This is a genomic window from Gorillibacterium massiliense, assembly GCF_000455485.1.
In the GTDB taxonomy this organism is placed as follows: domain Bacteria; phylum Bacillota; class Bacilli; order Paenibacillales; family NBRC-103111; genus Gorillibacterium; species Gorillibacterium massiliense.
Window position 1 is genome coordinate 21,230 of the sequence record NZ_CBQR020000141.1, and the last position, 21,940, is coordinate 43,169.

Annotated in this window: 16 protein-coding genes; 14 read left to right on the top strand and 2 right to left on the bottom strand. The window is 53.2% G+C overall.

What is annotated here, in order from left to right; translation table 11 throughout:
* The first annotated feature begins 8 nt into the window (after nucleotides 1–8).
* The 10 genes from TJ79_RS18550 to TJ79_RS18595 all read left to right on the top strand — a co-directional run bounded on the left by TJ79_RS18550 (nucleotide 9) and on the right by TJ79_RS18595 (nucleotide 14,212).
* Complete coding sequence (locus tag TJ79_RS18550; RefSeq protein WP_040951839.1) at nucleotides 9–890, top strand: glycoside hydrolase family 43 protein; 882 nt, start codon at nucleotides 9–11, stop codon at nucleotides 888–890.
* Nucleotides 891–922: 32 nt separating this feature from the next.
* Entirely contained in the window at nucleotides 923–2,395 is a 1,473-nt protein-coding gene (locus TJ79_RS18555; RefSeq protein WP_040951840.1) for a glycosyl hydrolase family 28 protein, read from the top strand.
* 191 nt (nucleotides 2,396–2,586) lie between these two features.
* A complete protein-coding gene (locus TJ79_RS18560; RefSeq protein ID WP_040951841.1) occupies nucleotides 2,587–3,930 on the top strand; it encodes a response regulator in 1,344 nt (447 codons plus the stop codon).
* Nucleotides 3,927–6,815, top strand: coding sequence for a sensor histidine kinase (locus TJ79_RS26120; protein ID WP_052339736.1), 2,889 nt, complete (start codon nucleotides 3,927–3,929; stop codon nucleotides 6,813–6,815). Before TJ79_RS18560 ends, TJ79_RS26120 begins: the two co-directional genes overlap by 4 nt.
* 73 nt (nucleotides 6,816–6,888) lie before the next feature.
* Nucleotides 6,889–7,869 (top strand): alpha/beta fold hydrolase, encoded by a 981-nt coding sequence (locus TJ79_RS18570; protein WP_040951842.1) that lies wholly within the window; start codon nucleotides 6,889–6,891, stop codon nucleotides 7,867–7,869.
* A gap of 236 nt (nucleotides 7,870–8,105) precedes the next feature.
* The gene (locus tag TJ79_RS18575; RefSeq protein ID WP_040951843.1) at nucleotides 8,106–9,905 is read left to right on the top strand and encodes a sensor histidine kinase; all 1,800 of its coding nucleotides are present in this window, start codon (nucleotides 8,106–8,108) and stop codon (nucleotides 9,903–9,905) included.
* Nucleotides 9,898–11,007 (top strand): response regulator transcription factor, encoded by a 1,110-nt coding sequence (locus TJ79_RS18580; RefSeq protein WP_040951844.1) that lies wholly within the window; start codon nucleotides 9,898–9,900, stop codon nucleotides 11,005–11,007. The genes TJ79_RS18575 and TJ79_RS18580 overlap by 8 nt, the downstream gene beginning before the upstream one ends.
* Nucleotides 11,008–11,108: 101 nt before the next feature.
* Nucleotides 11,109–12,452 (top strand): ABC transporter substrate-binding protein, encoded by a 1,344-nt coding sequence (locus TJ79_RS18585; protein ID WP_040951845.1) that lies wholly within the window; start codon nucleotides 11,109–11,111, stop codon nucleotides 12,450–12,452.
* Nucleotides 12,453–12,485: 33 nt separating this feature from the next.
* Nucleotides 12,486–13,373, top strand: a complete 888-nt coding sequence (locus tag TJ79_RS18590; protein ID WP_040951846.1) for a carbohydrate ABC transporter permease — start codon at nucleotides 12,486–12,488, stop codon at nucleotides 13,371–13,373.
* Complete coding sequence (locus TJ79_RS18595) at nucleotides 13,370–14,212, top strand: carbohydrate ABC transporter permease (protein WP_052339737.1); 843 nt, start codon at nucleotides 13,370–13,372, stop codon at nucleotides 14,210–14,212. Before TJ79_RS18590 ends, TJ79_RS18595 begins: the two co-directional genes overlap by 4 nt.
* A gap of 34 nt (nucleotides 14,213–14,246) precedes the next feature.
* Here TJ79_RS18595 and TJ79_RS18600 read toward each other — a convergent pair whose 3' ends face one another.
* Nucleotides 14,247–14,993 (bottom strand): AAC(3) family N-acetyltransferase, encoded by a 747-nt coding sequence (locus tag TJ79_RS18600; RefSeq protein ID WP_040951847.1) that lies wholly within the window; start codon nucleotides 14,991–14,993, stop codon nucleotides 14,247–14,249.
* Nucleotides 14,994–15,105: 112 nt separating this feature from the next.
* On the opposite strand from TJ79_RS18600, the gene TJ79_RS18605 reads away from it, so the two are divergent.
* The gene (locus TJ79_RS18605) at nucleotides 15,106–16,725 is read left to right on the top strand and encodes a cellulase family glycosylhydrolase (RefSeq protein ID WP_238323067.1); all 1,620 of its coding nucleotides are present in this window, start codon (nucleotides 15,106–15,108) and stop codon (nucleotides 16,723–16,725) included.
* A 389-nt stretch (nucleotides 16,726–17,114) separates the two neighbouring features.
* On the opposite strand, the gene TJ79_RS18610 is transcribed toward TJ79_RS18605, so the two are convergent.
* On the bottom strand, nucleotides 17,115–18,455 hold the full coding sequence (locus TJ79_RS18610) for a zinc ribbon domain-containing protein (protein WP_040951849.1): 1,341 nt from the start codon (nucleotides 18,453–18,455) through the stop codon (nucleotides 17,115–17,117).
* A gap of 118 nt (nucleotides 18,456–18,573) precedes the next feature.
* Between TJ79_RS18610 and TJ79_RS26840 the strand changes: the two genes are divergently transcribed.
* From TJ79_RS26840 to nifB, 3 genes are all read left to right on the top strand, one after another.
* Nucleotides 18,574–18,867, top strand: coding sequence for an ArsR/SmtB family transcription factor (locus tag TJ79_RS26840; RefSeq protein ID WP_081757001.1), 294 nt, complete (start codon nucleotides 18,574–18,576; stop codon nucleotides 18,865–18,867).
* 74 nt (nucleotides 18,868–18,941) lie between these two features.
* Nucleotides 18,942–20,144 (top strand): MFS transporter, encoded by a 1,203-nt coding sequence (locus TJ79_RS18615; RefSeq protein ID WP_040951850.1) that lies wholly within the window; start codon nucleotides 18,942–18,944, stop codon nucleotides 20,142–20,144.
* Between the two features lie 328 nt (nucleotides 20,145–20,472).
* Nucleotides 20,473–21,906: a nitrogenase cofactor biosynthesis protein NifB gene (gene nifB, locus TJ79_RS18620; protein WP_081757002.1), complete on the top strand. Its 1,434-nt coding sequence runs from the start codon at nucleotides 20,473–20,475 to the stop codon at nucleotides 21,904–21,906.
* Nucleotides 21,907–21,940 lie beyond the last annotated feature (34 nt).

Here is a 21,940-nt window from a genome sequence, read left to right on the forward strand (position 1 = left end):
TGAACGCAATGCGTCTGGATGAAATCCATCTTCGCGATCCCTATGTATGGACCGAACAAGGCGAAGGCTGTTACTACTTATACGGCACAACCGGTACGACAGCGTGGGATGGCAAAGCGGCAGGCTTTGATGCCTATCGGAGCAAAGATTTGGTGGAATGGGAAGGCCCTTTCCCCGTTTTCCGGCCTGCGGCGGATTTTTGGGCGGACCGCCACTTTTGGGCTCCGGAGGTTCACCGCTACCGCGGTCGCTATTATATGTTCGCCAGCTTTAAAGCGGAGGACAGGCACCGGGCTACGCAGATTTTAACCGCAGATCATCCTTTGGGGCCTTTCGTTCCCCATGGCGATGGCCCGGCGACGCCCCGGGATTGGGAGTGCCTGGACGGCACGCTGTTCCTGGACGACGATGGTGCGCCGTGGATCGTTTTTTGCCACGAGTGGACGCAGATTCGGGACGGGGAAATTTGTGCCATGCGCTTAACGCCGGAACTGGACGGCACGCTGGGAGAGCCCGTTACGCTGTTTAAATCGTCGGACGCTTACTGGCCCGTGGAGGCCGAAGGGAAAGGCAACTTCGTTACCGACGGCCCCTTTCTCGTCCGGGCGGACGATGGCGCGCTGTTGATGATGTGGTCCAGCCACGCAAAAGAGGGCTATGCCATCGGAATGGCACGGTCCCTTTCGGGAGGCATTTTAGGCCCATGGGAACAGGAGCCGGAGCTCTTGTTTGAGAAGGACGGAGGCCACGGCATGCTATTCCGTACGCTGGAAGGGCAGCTGCTTCTGTCGATGCACAAGCCGAATCTTCACCCGCAGGAGCGGCCTGTATTTTTTCCGGTTCTCCTCAGGGACGGAAAGCTTCAAATGGGGGACGAGAAAGGCATCTGAAGAAGAATCAATCGATAGGGAGAGATAGAGACATGGCAAATCCATTTGTATATACCGAAAAAGGGACGACCGTTCGAATCGATACGGCCCCGGAGGCGATCACCTTTGCGGCAAGCGAAGAACGGCTGGAGCGGCAGGGAGGGGACGCTTTTGCGGCTGATCCCGACGGGCTAGTGCTTTCCCGGGACTGGCAGTTGTCCGTTGGAGGGCATGAAGTTCCCGTCTACGCCGCTCCCGTAACAAGCGGAGGTCCGGCTTCCTTCGCTTCTTTGTCATATGTCGGGGAGCCCGGAGAAATCACCCTTGTAGCGCGAAGCGCAAGACCAGTGCTAAGCGCCTGCGTACGACCGTTGTCGCTGGGACTGGAAGCGGAAGTAAAGGAGCAGGAAATCCTCATTCCGATAAGCGGTCCTTGTAAGCTGATCGTCGAGACCAATGAAGGGCTGGAGCGTCCGCTATTCGTAACGGTACATGCTGAAGAACGGGACGTCCCGGATGCTTCCGATCCGAAGGTCATCTATTACGGTCCGGGCTTGCATAAAGTGAGCAAATTGGAGCTTAGCAAGGGGCAAACCCTTTATATTGCCGGAGGCGCCGTTCTTCAAGCCTTCGTTCCCGAGGATGAAGTTCCGGTTGTCGAGAGCGATTGGGCCAAGAAGAAAGTCTATCAAGACTTTATCGTCGCCGACGGTGCGGAAGACATCCGGATCATCGGGCGGGGCATCATCGATCTTTCGCGGCTCGACTGGCATGCCCGCAAAGCGATGCTTATCCAAGGTAGCGAGGGTGTCCATATCGAAGGTCTTACGATTGTGGGAACTTCCCACTGGACCATCCATCTGTCCCAATCGAAGGACTGCGCCATCGAAGACATAACTTTGATCGGTTACCGGGAAAACAGCGACGGGATCGATATCGTCAACTGCCAAAAGGTATCCGTCTCTGATTGCCTGATCCGTACCGGTGACGATGCCGTGGCCGTCAAAGCGATGGCTGCCCCTCCCGTGCTAGGAGGTCGGGACATTACGGTTCGCCGCTGCACGGTATGGAATGACAAGGTCCGCTGCTTGGGCATTGCCGGCGAGACGCGAACGGATATTCACGACGTCGTATTTGAAGATTGCGACATCGTGCACAGCGTGGCCACGTGGACGGAGGAGTTGGGCTCTCTCTGCATTACCGTCGGGGATTCCGGTACCATTTCAGGAATCCGGTTCGAGAATATAAGAATTGAGGACGAGCGGCAGTACGCCATGGTCTGCCTGATTTTCAAGGACCGCTGGTCGATAGACAGCGAACCCGGCCACATCCGGGACATCGTATTCCGCAACGTTCATATTCCCCAGGGAGTACCCTCACTCTTTCACGGGTCGGATTCGGATCATCGGGTGGAGGATGTGCGGATTGAAGGGCTTTTCGCGGATGGAAAAGCGGTCAGCCGCATCGAGGAAGCAAACTTTCGCTTGAACGATTTTGTCAGCCGGATAAATCTTTCTGGGAAGTAGTGGCAGATAAGGGCGGTTTTGCAGTCGTTAAGTGCTATTCCGATTTATTGCTCTATAAAAATTTATAGTTTACCACTATAAATAGCTTTATTCCGCTACGGTAAACGTCGCTCGTCCATTTAGGTCGGCGTCAGTCGTTTATCCTTGTATAATGGTCTAAGGAAAGCCATCGTCCGGAGGGGGAATCGCGAATGTCAGGCGATCGTTACAAGCTTATGATCATCGACGATGAGTATGAAATCAGGCAAGGGCTCCGCAGCATCGATTATTCCGCCCAGCGCATCGAAGTGTCGGAGGATTGCGAGAACGGGCTTTTTGCCCTCAAAGAGTTGGATCATGAACCGGTGGACATTGTGGTGACGGACATTCGGATGCCTCTCATGGACGGGCTGGAGCTGGTGGAAAAGGTAGCCGCCCGCTACCCATTCACGAAGATCATTATTTTATCGGGATACGACGATTTTGAATACGCCAAGACGTGCATGAAGCATGGAGCACTCGACTATTTGTTGAAGCCGCTGGATTTCGAAGAATACGAGAAGATTCTGGCGAAGGCGGTCCGTCTCATCGACCAAGAGAAAGAGCAGATGGCCCGAACGGCTTCCCTTGAGCGAAAGGCGAAGCTGTCTGCCCATCATTTGCGCAAGAAGTTTCTTCGGGACATCTTGTACAGCGAGATGACGGAGGAGGCCATCGAGTTGGAAAGCGCGGCAGCTGAAGTCATGCTGGAGGAGAACGGGGAGTATGCGGTTTGCCTGCTTCGGTTTCTCGGCTATCCGGACAAGCCGCGCGGAGTAGGCGATAAGGAATGGAGCCTGATTCTTTTCACCTTGGACAATCTGCTTCAGGATTTATGGGATGAAGAAGGCATGGGTTACCATTACGTCGATGCGGATGGGCAATGCTCGCTGATCTTGACCGAGCCTGGTGCGGTTGCGGCGTTGAAGGAATACGAGATAAATCTGTCGGAACTTCTCGACGGTTTATTGAATAAATTAAAGCGTTTCCGTGGGTTGTTCAAGTCCCATCTGGCTTATGCAATCGGCCCGGTGGTGTCAAAACCGGAACGCATCCGGCTGTCGTACCGGAATGCGGAAGCGGCTTTTTTTGCGGAGACGGAAGACGTCGCTCCCGAGACGTGTTGTCCAGCTCAAGAGATCAGCATTTCCCGCAGCACGGAGCAAATCAACGGCAACCGGCTTATTCAGGAAGCAAAGCAATTCATTGAAGAGAACTACGACCGGACGATCACCTTGGATGATGTGGCGAAGCACGTCCACTTGAATGCCAGCTATTTGAGCTTTCTTTTCAAGGAGCTGACCGGTCAAAAGTATATCGATTATTTGTCGGCGTACCGGATCGAGAAGGCGAAGCATTTTTTGATGCAGACCAACCACAAGGTGCATGAGATCGGAGAAATGGTCGGTTACGAGAACCCCCGCTATTTCACCATGGTTTTCAAAAAGCATACGCAGCAAACCCCTGTGGAATTCCGCAATGCCTATTATCCTATCGATAGGAACGGATCATCATGAGGTTCCGCTACCACCGCAATCGTCTTGTATTCATTGCGCTGCTGCTGACGCTGCTGTCCGAGGCGGCATTGATCGGCATCAGCTATTGGAGCACCCGGGATATCGGTTCCGAAATCAAGCGGGCTTCCGAGCAGAATTTGACCAAGCACGTGGAAAGCCAGATCGTATCCAAGCTGAACGAAATGAATTCCCTTGCCGTGCAGCTCGAATCCCTGGATTTCATTAATTACGCGCGAACCTTTCTTAGTCTGCGCTCTCCCGAAGAAGAAAACGAGGCCAGAAGTGATTTGAATTCGCGCCTCGAGCAGTTGCACCTGCCGCCGGGGATGGTGGACCAGATTTATTTTATCGGGGAAAATGTCAACCAGATGAATTTCGGCAAGATCATCTCAAACGGTGAGCCGATTCCGAGCAGCGAAATTCCATGGATCGATGAACTGAAGAACGCAGGTTTGCTCGATTCGTTTACCCGGTATTACAATATGCCCGCGTATATACCGGTCGGCATGCTGACGGATATCCTCATGGAAAATCGGAAGATTATCCCCGATGACGCGTGGTTGAGGTTAAATGCATTCGCCAAGCGAATCGAAGGGCATCTGATCATCAACAACGGCGTAAATTACTTGAATGTTCTGTCCGTTATTGTGCTTGATGAACGTATCTTATCGGCTGAGTTGCCCTCACCTAGCATATGGGACGGTTATGTCGGCGTGTTGGACGAAAACCGGCAGACTCTTTGGTCAAACCTGCCGAATAAGGGCGCCCTGGCTGCGGCAGTTCAGCGGATCGAAGGAGGCTATTCCCAGTGGGAGCAGCAGATCGAAGGCAATTATAAAGCTAGGACGGTATCCGTCTCCCCGTACGGGCTGAACATCGTTTTTTTCGAACGGATGAAAAACGACTCGCCGTGGGGCCAGAAATCGATGAACGTATATATTGGATTTTTCGTATGTACGCTCCTGGTCAGCTTCTTGATTGCATTCAGGCTTGCCAACATAATTATGTATCCGTTCCAGATGCTGGCGAGGTATGTATGGAAGAAAGGCAATGATCTTGATTTTCTGCGCATTCCCGAAGAAAAGTTTGTGGAAGGGAAGCTATCCCGGTTTTCCATAAGGGGGAAGATCCTGTTTTTGCTCCTGTCCTCCGTGCTCATTCCCGTCCTTTTGGCTGTCGGGATGCAAGGGTACATGATGTATAAGGATGTTTTCAACAAGGCAATCGATTTATCGGTGGAATCCTCCAACCATCTCTCGGTAGAGCTTCGCGACCGGATGGAACGATACGAGAATTTGACGAACCGATTGTCAACGGACAGCCGCTTTACGAACCTGACTTCTCCCTATTCCTACATGGAGAATATGGATGATTTCAAGGTGGCCAGCTACCCCGGGTTAAGCGATATTTCCTATTTCGTTTTGTACGATATCGGGAAGGTAGCCCGCTACTCGTCGGTTTTCTACAATAACTTGACGCTATTCAAGCTGTCGTCCATCGATGCCGATCTGCTGGACGGCTTGCAGCCGGAGGAAATGATATGGGTATCCGGCCAAGAGGATGTTTACGGGCATCCCTCCCTTATGCTGATCAAGAAGCTGTCCGTTCCTTCGGCGACGCCCGGTAAAACGACGGATGCCTATCTGCAGGTTGTCCTCAAGGAAGACGCCTTCTCCTATGTCACGTCAGACCGCAAAATGAGCTTCGTCATGCTGGATGGATCGGGGCGGTTCGTCTATTCCAATACGTCATCCGACGGGTTCCGGGAAGCGGCAAGCCACCAATGGGCAGTTGGCGGCGAAAAAGCGGAGGATGCCGTAAGCGGCAAAGTGGAGGGCAGCTATCAGGTGATCGTCCATCGCCAGATCGGAATCAACGGCTGGTCGGCTTACATGTTCATGACCATCGACGACATGTACGTAAAGATGAACAGCATGTTCCTCCGGTTTATTTTGCTCATCGTCATGATTATCCTGATCATTTTGGCGCTGATGTGGAATATGCTGTCGCTATTGGTCAAACCCATCGAACGGTTGAAGAAAGCGGTGGAGAAGGAGGAATTGCTTCCCATTAAGCTGGAGCAGGGCGAAAGCCCGCGAGATGAGATTAGCCGCCTCGTGGCGAGCTTCAATCAAATGCTCGAGCAAATCCATGAGCTCATGGAAGAGAACATCAATAAGCAAATCCGCGAGAAGGTACTGATCACCTCCCGGATGAAGGCGGAGCTCGGCATGCTCCAACAGCAAATCAATCCGCATTTCCTCTATAACACCTTGGAAGCGATCAATATGCGGGCTAGGCAGTATGGCGCTACGGAGGTCAGTACGATGGTGAACTCCTTGGCAAAAATATTCCGGTTTACGATCAATACTGGCGGCGAAGTCGTGCCCCTTGCCGAGGAAATCGAACACGCCCGCAATTATTTGACCATTCAGGAGCTGCGGTTCCAGAGCAAGTTCACTGTTAGGTGGCAGTTGGACGAGTCGGCGATGCGCATCCCGGTGCTCAAGTTCATTTTGCAGCCGATCATCGAGAACGCGCTCCAGCACGGCATCGAGGACTTACATGAAAACGGCGATATTACGATAACCGCCGAAGCGGCGGACAACCGGCTGATCCTTTCCGTTGCGGATAATGGAATCGGCATGAGCGGCGAGGAGTTGGCGAAGATCAAGGAGTCGTTCCGGATGGATACCGAACCGCTGCCTACTCCCGTTAAAGGGATCGTAAAACGCTCCAGCGGCGTCGGTTTGATAAACGTGTATCAGCGCCTTCGCCTTTATTATGGCGATCCTTTGGAGCTTCGGATTGACAGCGAGGAGTTCAAGGGGACGACGGTTACCTTATGCCTTCCTATTCAGCCGGTGGTTGCGGCCGATACGTGAGTCTGCTGGCAGAGCAGGTTTGTAGGTTTGGAATTCGATCACGATCAAGCTTATACGAAAGGACGATCAGTAAATGCCGTTAGTGGACATGCCCCTGAAAGAGTTGAACGAGTATAAAGGAATAAACCCGCGTCCCGCAGATTTCGATGCTTATTGGGACCGGGCCATCAAGGAAATGCGCGCCGTCGACCCGCAGGTAGAGCTGGTGCCAAGCTCCTTCCAAACCCCGGGTATCGAATGCTTCGATCTTTATTTTACCGGCGTCCGCGGGGCACGCATCCATGCCAAGTACGCTAGGCCGAAGATCAGTACAGCTCCTCATCCGGCCGTAGTCCTGTTCCATGGCTATACGGGAAATGCGGGGGATTGGAGCGAAAAGCTGGCGTATGCATCCCTGGGCTTTTCGGTTTTGGCCATGGATTGCCGCGGCCAAGGGGGAATGTCCGAGGATACGGGCCATGTGAAAGGGAACACCCATCATGGCCATATCATTCGGGGCTTGGACGACCATCCGGACAATCTGCTGTTCCGGCATATCTATCTGGATACCGCCCAGTTGGCGGGCATCGCTCTCAGCCTGCCGGAGGTGGACCCGGAGCGGATCTATGCAGCCGGCGGTTCCCAAGGCGGCGGGCTTACCCTCGCCTGCGCGGCACTGGAGCCGCGGATCAAAAAGCTGGCCCCCGTATTTCCGTTCCTTTGCGATTACAAGCGGACCTGGGAGATGGATTTGGCAAAGGACGCTTATCAAGAGCTCCGCACGTATTTCAGGTTTTTCGATCCGCTCCATGAAAGGGAGGATGAAGTCTTCGAGAAGCTAGGCTACATTGACCTTCAATTCCTCTCAGAGAGAATTCGTGGCGACGTGCTGATGTTCGTCGGGTTGATGGATACCGTATGTCCGCCATCCACCCAGTTCGCAGCGTACAATAAGATGACCGCGCCCAAGCAGTTGGTCATCTACCCGGACTACGGCCATGAGCACATACCATGCGCCACCGACCGCACGATGCAATTCTTTTTGAGCGGATTTCCGGAAAAGCAGAAGAAATAAGCGGCCCAATCCGGACCGCTCAACAGTGGAAAAACCCGCGTCTTTCACAAGACTGCGGGTTTCTTTGTTTAGACGAGTAGACTACGGTCCAGGACGTTAAACAATTCCAGCAACAATTCCTAACGTCGTAAAAGATCAATATTGTACAATAGTGCTGATCAATAAGGTTCACTTTCGAAACTTTTAATCCGTACTATTCTAAAAGTAAGCACTCTACGAAAAAGGGATGTCGTCCTATGAAGCGAGTCAGCCTGCGGTTTCGCCTCATGCTCCTGATGATTTGCCTGACCACTCTTCCCGTCGTGATGGTGACCTGGATCGCCACGTCCAACACGCGGCAATCGGTAGAAAAAGAGTTGATCAGCGCAAATCAGTCCCGCATGCTTTGGGCGGAGCAATACTTGAACGAGCTTATCGACCAGATCGACCTGCTATTCTACACGCTGCAAATCAACCAGCAATTGATGAGCCGGCTGGACAGCGAGTTCGATGACGCCGACGTAGGTGTTCAGCTCCAGACCCATACCGCCTTGCGGGAAACACTGACCGCCTCCTTCTTCTCCTATGCTCGCAAGATCGACAAGCTGACGCTGTACAGCCATGCCAGCAAAAGGGCGATGTCGGTCAGCTATGCGGACAGTGGCACCATTTCAGAGCTGGACATTGAATCCGGAGCCTGGAGCCGGGTGAGCCGCGAGCCGATCAGCATGTATTTCAAGCAATCGGAGGATGATGTCTACGCGTTTCACAGCATCAACCGGTTTCCCGATAAAAAGCTGACCGGAGGAATAGCGGTCCGCATCAACGGGGATGTATGGAAAGAGGTCAGCCGTATCCTCAAATCGGAGCCGGAAAGTTCGGTTTTCCTGACCAATGACGAAGGGGAGCTGCTCTCCGGTTCAACGCCGCACGTCGCTTCGGATGAAGTACTGAGTCAGCTGAGGAACACGAAGCTGCCCGATTTGGGTGTGGTGTTCCGGCAAACCGATAAGTATTTGATCTTCATGGAACGTATCGGGGATGGACAACTGACAGTTGTGAAAGCGATTCCAAAGACCGTGATCGCGAAAAGCGCCTTGCCCACCATCCGCGCCGGCATCCTGACCGGCGGGCTGTTCGCCTTGGTTTCCATCGTCCTGTCCATCTGGTTCTCCTTCAGGTTCAGCCGCCCCATCATCAGCCTTGCCCGCACGATGAGAATGGCGCATATTCAAAACGCGGAAATGGAATCCGTGCAAAGCTTCGATGAAATCGGCCTGCTGCAGCATGGCTACAACTCGATGATCCAGCGCATCAAGGAATTGATCGAGCATGAATACCAGCGGGAAATCGACGTGAAAAATGCCCAGCTTCTCGCCCTGCAAGCCCAGATCAATCCGCATTTTCTGAACAATTCCCTGAATTTGATTGGCGGCATGGCGCTGGCGAAGGACGCTCCCGAGATCTACCGGATCACCCGGGTCATCGGCGATCTTCTGCGCTACTCCATCAGCACGGGAGGCGACAAGGTCACGCTGGGTGACGAGTTAGCGCATATCCGCAACTATTTGTTTATCCAGGAGCAGCGTTTTGCCGGCCGGTGCAAAACGGCAGTGTCGGTGGAGGAGGAGGCGCTAACGAGCGAGCTGCCCAAGTTCATTCTGCAGCCCCTCGTGGAAAATGCCTTCGAACACGGCTTGCAGCGAAAAGAAGGCGCATGGTACCTAACTCTTGTTATCAAAAAAATCGGGCGACTCATCGTCGTCATGATCAAGGATAACGGCGTGGGTATGCCCCTTGAGCGCTTAGATCAGGTCCGTGGAGAACTGAAAGGCAAAACGGAGAGCGGAAGCAGCAGCTTGGCCGAACCGGGCAGCGTGCCGAAACGGCATCAGGGCATCGGGTTGAAAAACGTCGACGGGCGAATCAAGCTGCAATTCGGAGAAAAGTACGGGTTGCGTCTGTTCAGCAAACCGGATTGCGGAACGCTTATGGTTTTGGCGTTTCCCGCTACAGAAAAGCGGATGATAGGAAAAGGAGGCAATCCTGATGTATAACGTACTGATTATTGACGACGAGCCGTGGTCCAGACAGGTCGTGCGCTCTCTTGGAGATTGGAAGGGGTTGGGGCTTGCCGTTGTGGGAGAGGCGGAGGACGGCCGGGAGGGATTGCGGCTTATAGAGGAGCTGCGTCCGGAAATCGTCGTTTCCGATATGAGGATGCCCGGGTTAGAGGGAGTCGAGCTGCTGCAGGCGATGAACCAACATTTTCCCACCGTCAAAATTGTCGTCATGAGCGGGTACGACGATTTCGCTTACCTCCAACAGGCGATCAAGTCCCGGGCGGTCAATTATTTGCTCAAGCCCATCGATCCGGACGAGTTGAACGCCTCGCTGGTTCAATGCGTAAGCCGGCTCGATGCCGAGGCTGCCGCCGGGCAATCCACGACCGCATCCGCGTCCCGACATACGCCTCCTGTACAGCTTGATACGGCAGTGTTGGAGCGGTATGCCGCCTATCGTAAAACGGTGTATGGCTACATGCTGGAACTGAACGCGCAGGCCATTCCTGCTCTTTTTCAATCTATGGGCACTTATTTGGAGCAGGCGCTGAAAGGAACCGATGCTTTAGCCGGAATCCCCAGCAAGATTGCCTATGACTATAAAATGCTGCTGGAGGAGTACTTGGCGTCCGTTTCTCTAACGCTGGAGCAGGTTGTGGAAGGGCACGAGGACATACAGCCGCGGATAGAAGCGCAAGCCTCTGTCCCCGAAGCGGCCCAAGAGGTTGGACGAATCCTGCAGGCGGCTCTGCTCGCCATTCAGGAGATTCGCCAGAGCAAAGCGAGACTGTCCATCTCCGAGGTGGCGGCGTATATCGACCGGCACTATCTCGAAGCGATCTCTCTGGAGACTCTTGCACACCAGTTTTCCGTAAGCAAGGAGCATTTGAGCCGCTCTTACAAGGGGGGGACAGGGGAAAACGTCTCCGACGCGATCCAGCGGAAACGGATGGAGAAAGCCCGGGACTTGATTTTGGCGGACCGGATGTCCATCAAGCATGCGGCGGAGCTGACGGGGTATGCGGATATCGCCTACTTTTACCGGGTGTTCAAGAAGCATTTCGGGTTTACTCCCGGAGAGCTGCGAAAGGACTGAACATCAATATGATGCAAAAGAAAAGGCTAATATCCTCGAATGAACCCTGCAACCGCTTTCTTTATACTGAGGGTGCAACTAAACCATAGGGGGTACCAATCATGAGGAAAGCGCTGAATCTGACATTTTTGATGATTTTGATGCTGTCGATTTTGGCGGCGTGCGGAAGCGGAAGCTCTGGGAACAAAGCGGAGAACACGGCGAAGAACACCACGGCGCCGTCAGCTACCGAAACCAAACCGGCGGCAACGGAGAAGGCGACAGCGGAACCGCCCAGGGTCGTCAAGCTCAAGGTGTTCTTGACCCTTCCCCGGTTCAAGGATCAGTTTGACAAGTATTTCGAGCAGTTTAAGGCCAAAGAGCTTGCGGAGAAGAATATCGACGTCACCATCAAGCTGGAAATGCCCAATTCGGACCAGGCCACCCAGATTCTCCAGACCCGGTTGGCTTCCAATGATGCACCCGACGTTTTCGCCATCCACGCCAACGATATTCCCACATACGAAGCGGCAGGTTATTTGAGCGATTTGTCGGATCAGCCGGCCATCGGCAAGCTGTTCGACAGCGTGAAGCAGACCGTGACTTACAACGGTAAAGTTTCGGTACTGCCACTGGAAAGCCTGTCCTGGGGCTATCTGTACAACAAGAAAATCTTCGCCGATCTGGGACTGACCCCGCCGCAAACGCTGGATGAAATGAAAACCGTCGTGGAGAAGTTGAAAGCGAACAAGATCCCGGCTTTTGAATTGGCTTTCCAGGAATCGTGGGTGCCGCAGCTGATGACGGCTCTTTCCCTCGGCGGTGTCGTGAATTCCGAACATCCGGATTGGGTGGAGAAAATGAACAAAGGCGAAGCATCCTACGCCGACGTGGCGGATATTTTCAACATCATCGACCTGATCATGAAAAACGGAAGCGCCAAGCCCTTTGAAGTGGGCAGCGCAGCCGGCTCCACCGACTTCGCTAACGGAAAGGCGGCCATGTGGGTGCAGGGCCCGTGGATGGCGGAATCGATCCAGAAGGCGAATCCGGACATGGAATTCGGCGTCGCGCCGCTGCCGGTTAGCAACGATCCCAAGGGCACGATGATCAACCTTTCTTCCTCAACCTCCCTTGCAGTCTCGCCTGCCAGCGAAAACAAGGATGTCGCTCTCGATCTGCTCAACTATATGCTGGACGACAAGGATTCGTCGGCCTTTTTCGAAGAGCTGAAATTCAATCCGATCTCCTCGATCCATACCTACAAGTCCTTCCCATGGGTCGATGAAGCGATGACCTATGTTTCCCAGGGCAAAGCTTATCAAGATTTGAAGCTGCCCAACGGCGTTACCGACGAGCAGGCGAAGCAGCTGCAAAGCTACTATGCCAAGGCGGTGAGCAAGGAGCAATTCATCAAGACAATGGATAAAACATGGGCGAACGCAGTCAAAGCGGCGGCAAAATAATAGACCGGCAACGGTTGACCGGGAGTGAAAGCTATGAGTTTGAGAAATCGAACGAAACGAACGGTCATTCTGCTCGCCTTCGTGTTCCCCGCCCTGCTTTTCTATGCCGTGTTTGTGCTGGCCCCCGCCTTTGGCGGGGTCTGGTACAGCCTGACGGATTGGAACGGAGTGAATCCCCACTATCGCATGGTGGGATTCGCTAATTATATCGAAGCGATCACGGATGACACCTACTTTCTTCAAGCGATCTGGTTTACGTTAAAATATGTCGTTTGCATGGTCGTGCTGCAAAATGTTTTGGCCATTCTTTTGGCTGTGCTGATCGAAACCCGGCGGCGGAGTAAAGCTTTCTTCCGGACCGTGTTCTTCATGCCGAACATGATCAGCTTGATTATCGGCGGTTTTATGTGGCTGTTTATCTTCACGAAAGTGCTGCCTTACATTGCCGGGCATACCGGGTTAACCTTCCTGGACCGTTCCTGGATCGGGGAGCCGTCGTCTTCTTTTATTGCCATCTTGATTTTGTCCTTATGGGCCGGCGTCGGCTATGTGATGGTCATCTACATCGCCGCCTTGCAAGGCGTTCCCGCCAATATCAAGGAGTCGGCGGCTATCGACGGTGCCAATGGGTGGCAGACATTCCGGCATGTGACGCTGCCGATGATTTATCCGGCGGTTACCATCGGTCTTTTCCTGACGCTGAACAGCTCGTTTAAGGTTTTCGAGGCGGTATTCGCGCTGACGGGGGGCGGGCCGGGGAGAGCGACTCAAGTGATTGCCCTCAACATCTATGAAGAGGCGTTTTCCATGAGCAACCGGTATGGCTATGCCAGCGCTAAAGCGATCGTCCTCTTCCTGATCGTCATGGTGATTACCCTCATTCAATTGGCCGTCATGAAGAAGCGGGAGGTGGAAGCATGAGCCGGGCAAAGCTTAGCAGTCGGTTCACATCGGCCTGCATCTTCCTCTTTCTATTGGCCGGCGCGGTCTTCACCTTGTTCCCCATCTATATGGGCGTGCTCAATTCCTTGAAGACCGAAGGCGCCATGCTCAACAATATTCTCGCGATTCCGTCGCGCTTTGAATTCGGCAACTATGGCGATGCTTTCCATAAGATCGCTTTCTGGCGCAGCCTGCGGAATACGGCAGCTATCGCGGGTATTGGGCTCACGGGTATTATCCTGTTTGCGGCGATGGCCGGTTACAAGCTGTCCCGGACGCCGGGGAAACTAAGCAGCTTTCTCTTCGGACTGTTCGTCTTGTCCATGCTCATTCCGTTCCACTCGGTCATGATCACGTTGACCAAGATCGCCAAAGAGCTGTCCATTCAAGGCTCTCTTGTCGGACTCGGCCTGATTTACATCGGGCTTGGGGTTTCCTTCGCCATCTTCCTGTACCACGGGTTCGTCAAATCCATCCCGCGGGACCTGGACGAAGCGGCGGTCATCGACGGCTGCGGGGAGTTCCGGCTGTTTTTCGCCGTTATTTTTCCGCTACTGCTGCCGATTACGGCGACGACGGCGATTCTGAACTTGCTCTGGATGTGGAACGACTTCCTGCTGCCGCTTCTGATGCTGACGGACAGCGATTCGTACACGCTGCTGCTGTCCATCAACATGCTGTTCGGCCAGTATGGGAATAACGATTGGGCTGCCATTCTTTCCTCTCTCGTTATGGCGATGCTGCCCGTCATTGTGTTTTATCTGCTTTTGCAGAAGTATATCTTGAATGGCATTGCGGAAGGCGCCGTGAAGGGATAGGGATGGAAAGAGGGCAAAGGTAAAAGCGAGGCTGTTATTTTAAACCATACAGCTCAAAGGGGTTAATCTGTAAGGCCTGGCGGTAAAGTCCAATAACAGGCCGAACCTTGAGAAGCATACATTTCGCATCACCGATTCGTCCATCCGTTATGAACCCCTTTTCGTACGCGGTCTCTTGGATGGTGTACCATGGCTTCACATCGGGCTGCCATGCTTCAATAAACCACCGGTTTTCCGGATAGCGAATGCGGGCTTCAGGGGAAGGCTGAAACTTCCCGCGTATGGCATCGGGCAAGATATCTTCTACGTAATGCATGCTCGATAACCTGTATATATCCACTCCCAGAAGAAGCGCCCAACCATCATGATCAATGAGGTGCTGGAAACCGGAGGAAGAGTGCTTGTCCGCATCTTTACCCCAAGCTGATACGCGAAAAATCCCTTCTCCTGTCCGTACATCGGATCTTTTTCGGAAGGTATCGGAAACGACGCCCATGCCGCTTTCTTCTTCATCTTCATCGAGAATCCGTATTTTGACCGTTAAGCCAAGCTTTCTGTCCTCTTCGGTAAGCTGCAGATCTTTTGAAAGGCGGAAAGAGGGCATGACAATGGCCCCTTCGTTTCCGACGGATTGCATGAGGGCATCTATTAAAGCTTCCGCACCACCTTCGAGATGACCAAAGCTCTGCAAAGAACTGTGGACTTCCAGAGTCATTCCCGGCCGAATGCCTAATTGCCGTAAACCATTTTCGACATCGGATTGCGTAAGTGCAGATTTCATGAACATCCCCCTTAACGAGAAGCATCCCTCTTATATGACGGTGCTTGCATTATAACGAACCGCCACGGAGGCGGCAACCAAAATATGACAATAGGATATGAGGAGGATACGCTTGGACAGCAGGAGAGAAAGGGACGTAGACGGTTTTCTTAGGGCAGATGGCCGCAAGCTGGTAAATGGCAGCGGGCGGGAGATTTTGCTGCGCGGAGTAGGCTTGGGAAGCTGGCTGCTGCCCGAAGGCTACATGTGGCGGTTCCCGGACGCGGGAGACCGTCCTCGCCGGATTGAGGCGATGATCCGGGAGCTGATCGGTGAGGACAAAGATGTAGCTTTTTGGGAGACGTATTACGATGCCTATATCGCGGAGCCGGATATCCAGCGCATGGCCGAGGAAGGGTTCAACTCCGTGCGGGTGCCGATCAATTTCCGCTTTTTATATGGTGGCGAATCGGGACGGTATCATGAAGGGCATCTCGCTATTCTCGACCGTCTCATCGGCTGGTGCCGGACGTATAAGCTGTACGTCGTGCTTGATCTGCACGGAGCACCCGGAGGGCAGACCGGCACGAATATCGACGATTCCCGGGACAATCAGCCGGAGCTGTTCTTGGATGAGGCCTATCGGCGGCAAACGGTCGAGCTTTGGCGTATGCTGGCTGAACGATATAAGGACGAATGGATCGTTGCCGGCTACGACCTACTGAACGAGCCGCTGCCAGAATGGTTTTCCATGTACAATGACCGGGTAATGCCCCTGTACAAGGACATCGTCCGGGCTATCCGCGAGGTGGATGACCGTCATATGATCATACTGGAAGGCGTGCACTGGGCGACAGATTGGTCTATTTTCGACGAAAAAATCGACGACAACCTGATGCTCCAATTCCATAAGTACTGGAACAGTCCGGACACGGAGAGCATTCAAAAATACCTGGACAAGCGGGACGAGTGGAACGTGCCCATCTTTATGGGCGAAGGCGGAGAGAACAACATCGAATGGTACTTGGGAGCCTTCCGGCTGTATGAGGATCACGACATCCACTGGAATTTTTGGACATGGAAAAAGCTCGCTACGGTCAACTCGCCCTGCTCCGTCGCCATGCCGGACGGTTGGTACAAGCTGGTCGACTATCTGGAGGGCGGAGAGAAACCTGGCGAAGCGGAAGCGGAGCGGATTCTGGCCGACTATTTGCACAATTTAAAATTCGAAAACTGCACCTATCATCCCCAGGTTGTGAACGCTTTGATGTTCAGGCCGCCTGTGCGGATTCCCGCCGTTTTTTACGGCTATCATGGCGAAGGAGTTAGCTACGGTGTGGGCAGCAAAGGAAGAAGCGGTTTAGGGTTTCGGGAGCAGGACGGCACGGACATCCGGTTTACGGATAGCAAAAGAGAGAAAGCCAACTTTCAGCATGGCCGGGGCGAAGGGTGGCAGCCGGATGAATGGATGCATGTGCGACTGGAGACGGGAGATTGGCTGGCGTACGAAGTGAAGCCGGACTCGGGCGGTATTGGATTGCGGCGGGTAACGTTGCGGGTCTGGGCTCCTGACGGAAATGCGGTGGTGGAAATTGCGGCCGGGGAACGGGGAGAGACACGGATTGAAGTGACCGGTGCTGCCTGGCAAACCGTTTCTGCCGTGGTGAGCGCCACATTGCCGCCCGGTCCCTGCCGGACCTTTGTCAAGGCCGCTGCCGGCCCCCTGGCTTTGGAGTGGATCGCCGTCGAATAGCGGACAGAGAGGAAAAAGAAGCCCGGGGTCTTTATTGACCTCGGGCTTAGCTTTTAATGGAGGTTCCGTGCCGAAATGCTGGATTTTATGCATCATTTGATCGTTGGCTGCCCTCGAAAGCACCTAATGTTGGATAAAGGGCATAATTATAGGCTTGCAGTCGCCTTCGAGGAGAAGAATCCTGCACGATATCCAACATTTTCCCCATTCAACCCTTCGTAGTAAGAGAAATCCCGCATGAAATCCATCATTTCCTCGAAAACGTTCCGCCCCCAGATCCCTCTGCGGGAATGGCCGAGGCCTTTTCGCTAATCTGAACCCGGGGCCATTCCTCGCAAAAAAAGGCCAGAGAGCAACTCCCGGATGGAGTGCTTCTGGCCCGTTTCATGCTAAGCCTGTTTGACGTTCGCCCAGCGCTTCAATTTGGGGAACTGTTCCTTCATGGCAGCTCGTGCGCTTTCCGCGTTTGGAAACGGATTGTTGTTGGATACGTGGGGGATGCACGACTCGATCATCTGCTCCATGGTCTCCTCGGTTGTGAAGGCTCCCTCGCTCCAGCAATAATGGCAGTAATCTCCGTTTACGGAACCGTCGGCGTTTTTCCCATGATCCTCAGGTTTGGTTAGGGGCATACCGCAGCTTTGGCATACTTTCATTTCTTGACTCATCTTCTCATTCACTCTCCTCATTGGAATGTCTTTAGTATAGACATCCATAGAGGACAACAGTCTGTCCGGTTCCTCTGCATAGCGGGAAAAGATTTTGACGGCTTCGGTTTTGATCCGTTCCCGCAAGGACTCGGGCGAGATGACGACAAGCTCGGAACCGAAGGTGAGCAGGGTGGAAAAGACCCATTCGCCCAACGGCCAGCTGCTTTTCACCTCCACTTCGCCGCCCGGCAGAGTGCTGATCTCTTCGGGATCAAAAAGGTCCCAAATGCGGGAGCGGGTGGAGGTGGAAGGGTGGAACAGCAAATGAAGCGATGGGGCGCCAGAGTCGTACCGCAGAGGGTTGGTAACCGGCTGCGACGCGGTAGTGTTTGGGGTGGTTGCAGCGGCAGGAGCCGGCGTCATGGCTGGCGGAAACACATTCGGGAAATCGTCCGGCTTGTCTTTCCGGCGGTCGAAGATTTCCTTCTGCACTTCGAGAGAGGCCATCCGGGATAGACGGAACAGCCGGTAATCGCCGCGTTCGTGGCACCAACCCCACAGATACCAGGAGCTTCCCCGGTACAATAGTATCATGGGCTCCACCAATCGGCCTTCGGTTGAGCCATCCATTCCATAATAATCGAAGCGGATCAGCCTGCGCTGCCAGATGGCATCCCGCAGTTCGACGAAGATTTGGCTGGTCCGGCGGCTGCCCCAGCCACCGAGATCGACCCGGAGCCATTCCTCCCGGGGACTCGGGCCGAACAGGGCGCTCAGCTTCGTTAATATTCCGGCTGTTCCGATGTCCTGGGAGTGTGAGAGATTGGACAGCAGAGTCAATAGCAACCCCCGCTCTTCTTCACTCAAATAGATTCGGGACAAGGCATACCCTTCCATCAGGCCGATCCCGCCGCCGGCGCCTTGGGATGTGAAGATGGGGATGCCAGCCAGCGACAAGTCCTCCATGTCCCGCCGAATCGTTCGAGGCGACACTTCGAATTTTCCCGCCAATTCCTGCGCGGTCGTTCGTCCGTAGGTCAGCAAATGCAGCAGGATGCCGAGCTGACGGTTGATCTTCATGGTTTTTCCTCCAACCCGTGTTCCAAAATGTTGCCTCTTTTCTATCATACCGTCAGCATCTGGAGCTGCCCAGATAATCTTTACTTGATTTTACCATTTTATTTAGTACAATGGTTTTATGACTACTGAAAAAGAAGCGTTAAATCATGAGCAACGGGTCAAAATTTTCAAGGCATTAGCCGATGAAACCAGATTGGAAATTATACGAACGTTATACATTAATAAAAAAGAGATGAACTGCGGAGAAGTGGGGCACATTTGCGATACTTCAAAATCAAATACTTCTTATCACTTTCGTACGTTAAGGGAGGCGAAATTAATAAAGGTACGAAAAGAAGCACAAACGAAGTACATGACTATCGATTTGGAAACCTTTCAAACCTATTTGCCCGGATTTCTGGATACATTGTAGAAGGAAATCCCTTTTTTTTATTCATTAGTTCAATAATTGTCGAACTATAAAACTAAGATCAGAGGTGACGGAAAATGAACAAAGTAGCGGGATTATTTTTCCTGATTATGTTTGTTATCGGTACGGATACTTTTTTGATTTCGCCGCTCATTCCCACTCTTCAAAGCCTGTTTCATATTTCGACCAAATTTTCCGGTTGGATGATAGGGGCCTATGCTTTAGGTTATGCCGTCTTCGCATTGGTTGCCGGGCCGCTTTCGGATGGATGGGATCGAAAAAAGGTAATGCTTTACGGCATGGTTTGCTTCTCGGTATCAACCATTTTATGCGGGTTTGCCACAGGTTTTTGGTCGATGTTCTTGTTCCGCTTTTTAGCCGGTGTTAGCGCAGCGTTTACATCCCCGCAAGTTTGGGCCGCCATCCCTGCTCTCTTTCCTGCCCCGAAGATCACAAAAATATTGGGGATCGCGTCCGCCGGCCTGGCCGTTTCTCAAGCGCTTGGGGTGCCTATTGGAAGCTTACTTGCTGCAACCCATTGGTCGTACCCATTTTTTGCAATTGGCGGGTGCTCGTTGTTGTTGGCGATAGCGATCTTTACTGTCATGCCCGATATGAAACCGGATCAAGATCAAAGGTCCAGGCCTTTACTATTTAAAAGATACGCTCCATTGCTCACAAGCGGTAAAGCAAAGAAAGCTTTCTCGGCTTATTTCATCTTTCAACTCGGGAATTTTGCTGCCTTTGCTTTTATTGGAAAATGGATGACGGACCGCTTTCACCTTTCCATTGACCAAGTAGGGTACGTGATGATTTTTCTGGGGCTGGGAAATTTGGTCGGGAGCATGAGCAGTGCGTACGTGATCCAAAAGCTGAATGTCTTCCGTACAATGGCTGTGAGTATTCCTGTTCTTATTGCGGGGTTTATCGTGTTGCCTCATTTGCCGGCGGTTTCGGCTGTTGCAGGCACCTACTTTCTAATCTTTGCCGTTTTGGGCATCGCCTTTCCGCTTATGATGGGACGTCTGACTTCTTTGAATCCGGCGATCCGGGGGACGATTTCAAGCTTGGCCAATTCTGTTATGTACGCTGCAACCACACTCGGATCTTGGATCGCAGGCTTGCTTTATGCGGCATTTAACGGGTTTTCGGCTGTGGGAATATTTACGGCCATATGTTTTGCAGGCTCGTTGGCCGTTTTCATCATAAGCGGTGTTTTGACCATTCCTGGACAAACCAAAAAGGAACTTGCAGATAACGCGATGCATATCCGAAATTAACGTCTGGCCTCGATTGTGAGAGGGGAGAAGACGATTTTGCGCATTCCATAATCGCCACATGTTGATGCCCCGAAGCAAAAGCTTCCGGGGTTTTTTTTCGTGGAAGGGCGAGTACGGAGGTGAAAATAAGGAGGGGAAACAGAAAAGTAAACGATAACATGTGAGACTAATGTTACAAAACATAACACCTAATATGGCTATTCTGTTAAACAGGGAAAGTAAACCCTTACAATTATTGACTGTTTTTCTTGTGCGACAGTATGATAGGGCTAAATATAAGATGTTTTGTCAGGTTATATGACACAAATAAAGGAGGTGACCCTGACCGATGACTCTGACCCACTCATTCGCAGTTTCCGCGAATAAACGTTCTGCAGGCGGCGCCGCTGTGCCGAATCGGCATCCTTGTTACGGGGAAGAGGCTCAGCACGTTTACGCCAGAATGCATCTTGCGGTCGCCCCCAAGTGCAATATCAGCTGCAATTACTGCTATCGCAAGTACGATTGTGCCAACGAAAGCCGACCGGGCGTCACCAGCGAGGTGCTTAAGCCCTGCGATGCCGTGAGGCACGTTGCCGAATCGGCCGCACGGCTGCCCCAACTATCGGTCATCGGCATCGCCGGACCGGGAGATCCTCTTGCCAATCCCGAGCGGACTTTCGAAACATTCCGCGGCGCAGCCGAGGCACTGCCGGACGCCCACCTTTGCCTCAGTACCAACGGTTTGGCGCTCCTCGACCATCTTGATGAAATCATCGCTTCCGGCGTCAGTCACCTGACCGTGACCATCAACGCTATAGACCCGGAAATCGGTCAACACATCTATCACCGGGTATTTTGGAACGGCGTGTCCTACCGGGGCCGCCGGGCTGCCGAACTGCTGATTTTCCGCCAACTGGAAGGCTTGAAAGCTGCCGTCGCTTCCGGGATTACCTGCAAGGTCAATACCGTGCTCATCCCCGGCGTGAACGACACCCATGTTCCCGAGATTTCCGCGGTGGTGCGCAAGCTGGGCGCAGTGCTGCATAACGTGATGCCGCATATTCCCGTCGAAGGCTCTCGCTTTACGAAGTTGGGTATCGGAGCCCCTTCCGACGAAATGTTGCAGAAGACCCGCCGCTTGTGCGGGGAGCGGATCTCCGTTATGACTCATTGCCGACAGTGCCGCGCCGATGCCGTCGGACTGTTGACCGACTCCGATCCCGGCAGCGGTAAAGACGCGCAGCACGCGAAAGGGTTCGTGAAAGCAGGGGGCGCCTGCCCGACCGTCAGCTGCTCCAGCAAGAAGGGGATTGCCGCTGACACAGACAGCCATCATGCAGCGGAGGCGAGCCCTTTGCCGCCGCAAATCGGCGGGGTACAGCCGCAAGCAGAAAAGCCTTCCGCAACCGGCGTCCGCGCGGCGGTATGCTCCGAGGGCGGCAACACCGTCAACCGCCACTTTGGCCACGCCAGCCAGTTTTACATCTTTGAGCTGCTCGGCGGCAAGGCGCAACTGATCGAGATGCGGGAGAGCGAGCCGTACTGCAACGGCCGATCGGATTGCGCTCCCGACAAGGAGGAACTCCTCGCCTCCCTGGTTCGCCTCCTTCACGACTGTACCCTACTATTCAGTTCCGGCATTGGCGATGCGCCGGGGCGGGAGTTGAAAGCCGCCGGTATCGTCCCGGTTACAGTCAAGCGGGGAACATCCATCGACCGGCTTACTGAGGAATACGCGCGTTATGCAGCATTTTTGTCGCCGTCGGAAGTGGCCTATTGAGAGCAAAATTTTTATCATTTTTATCTTCCTATTT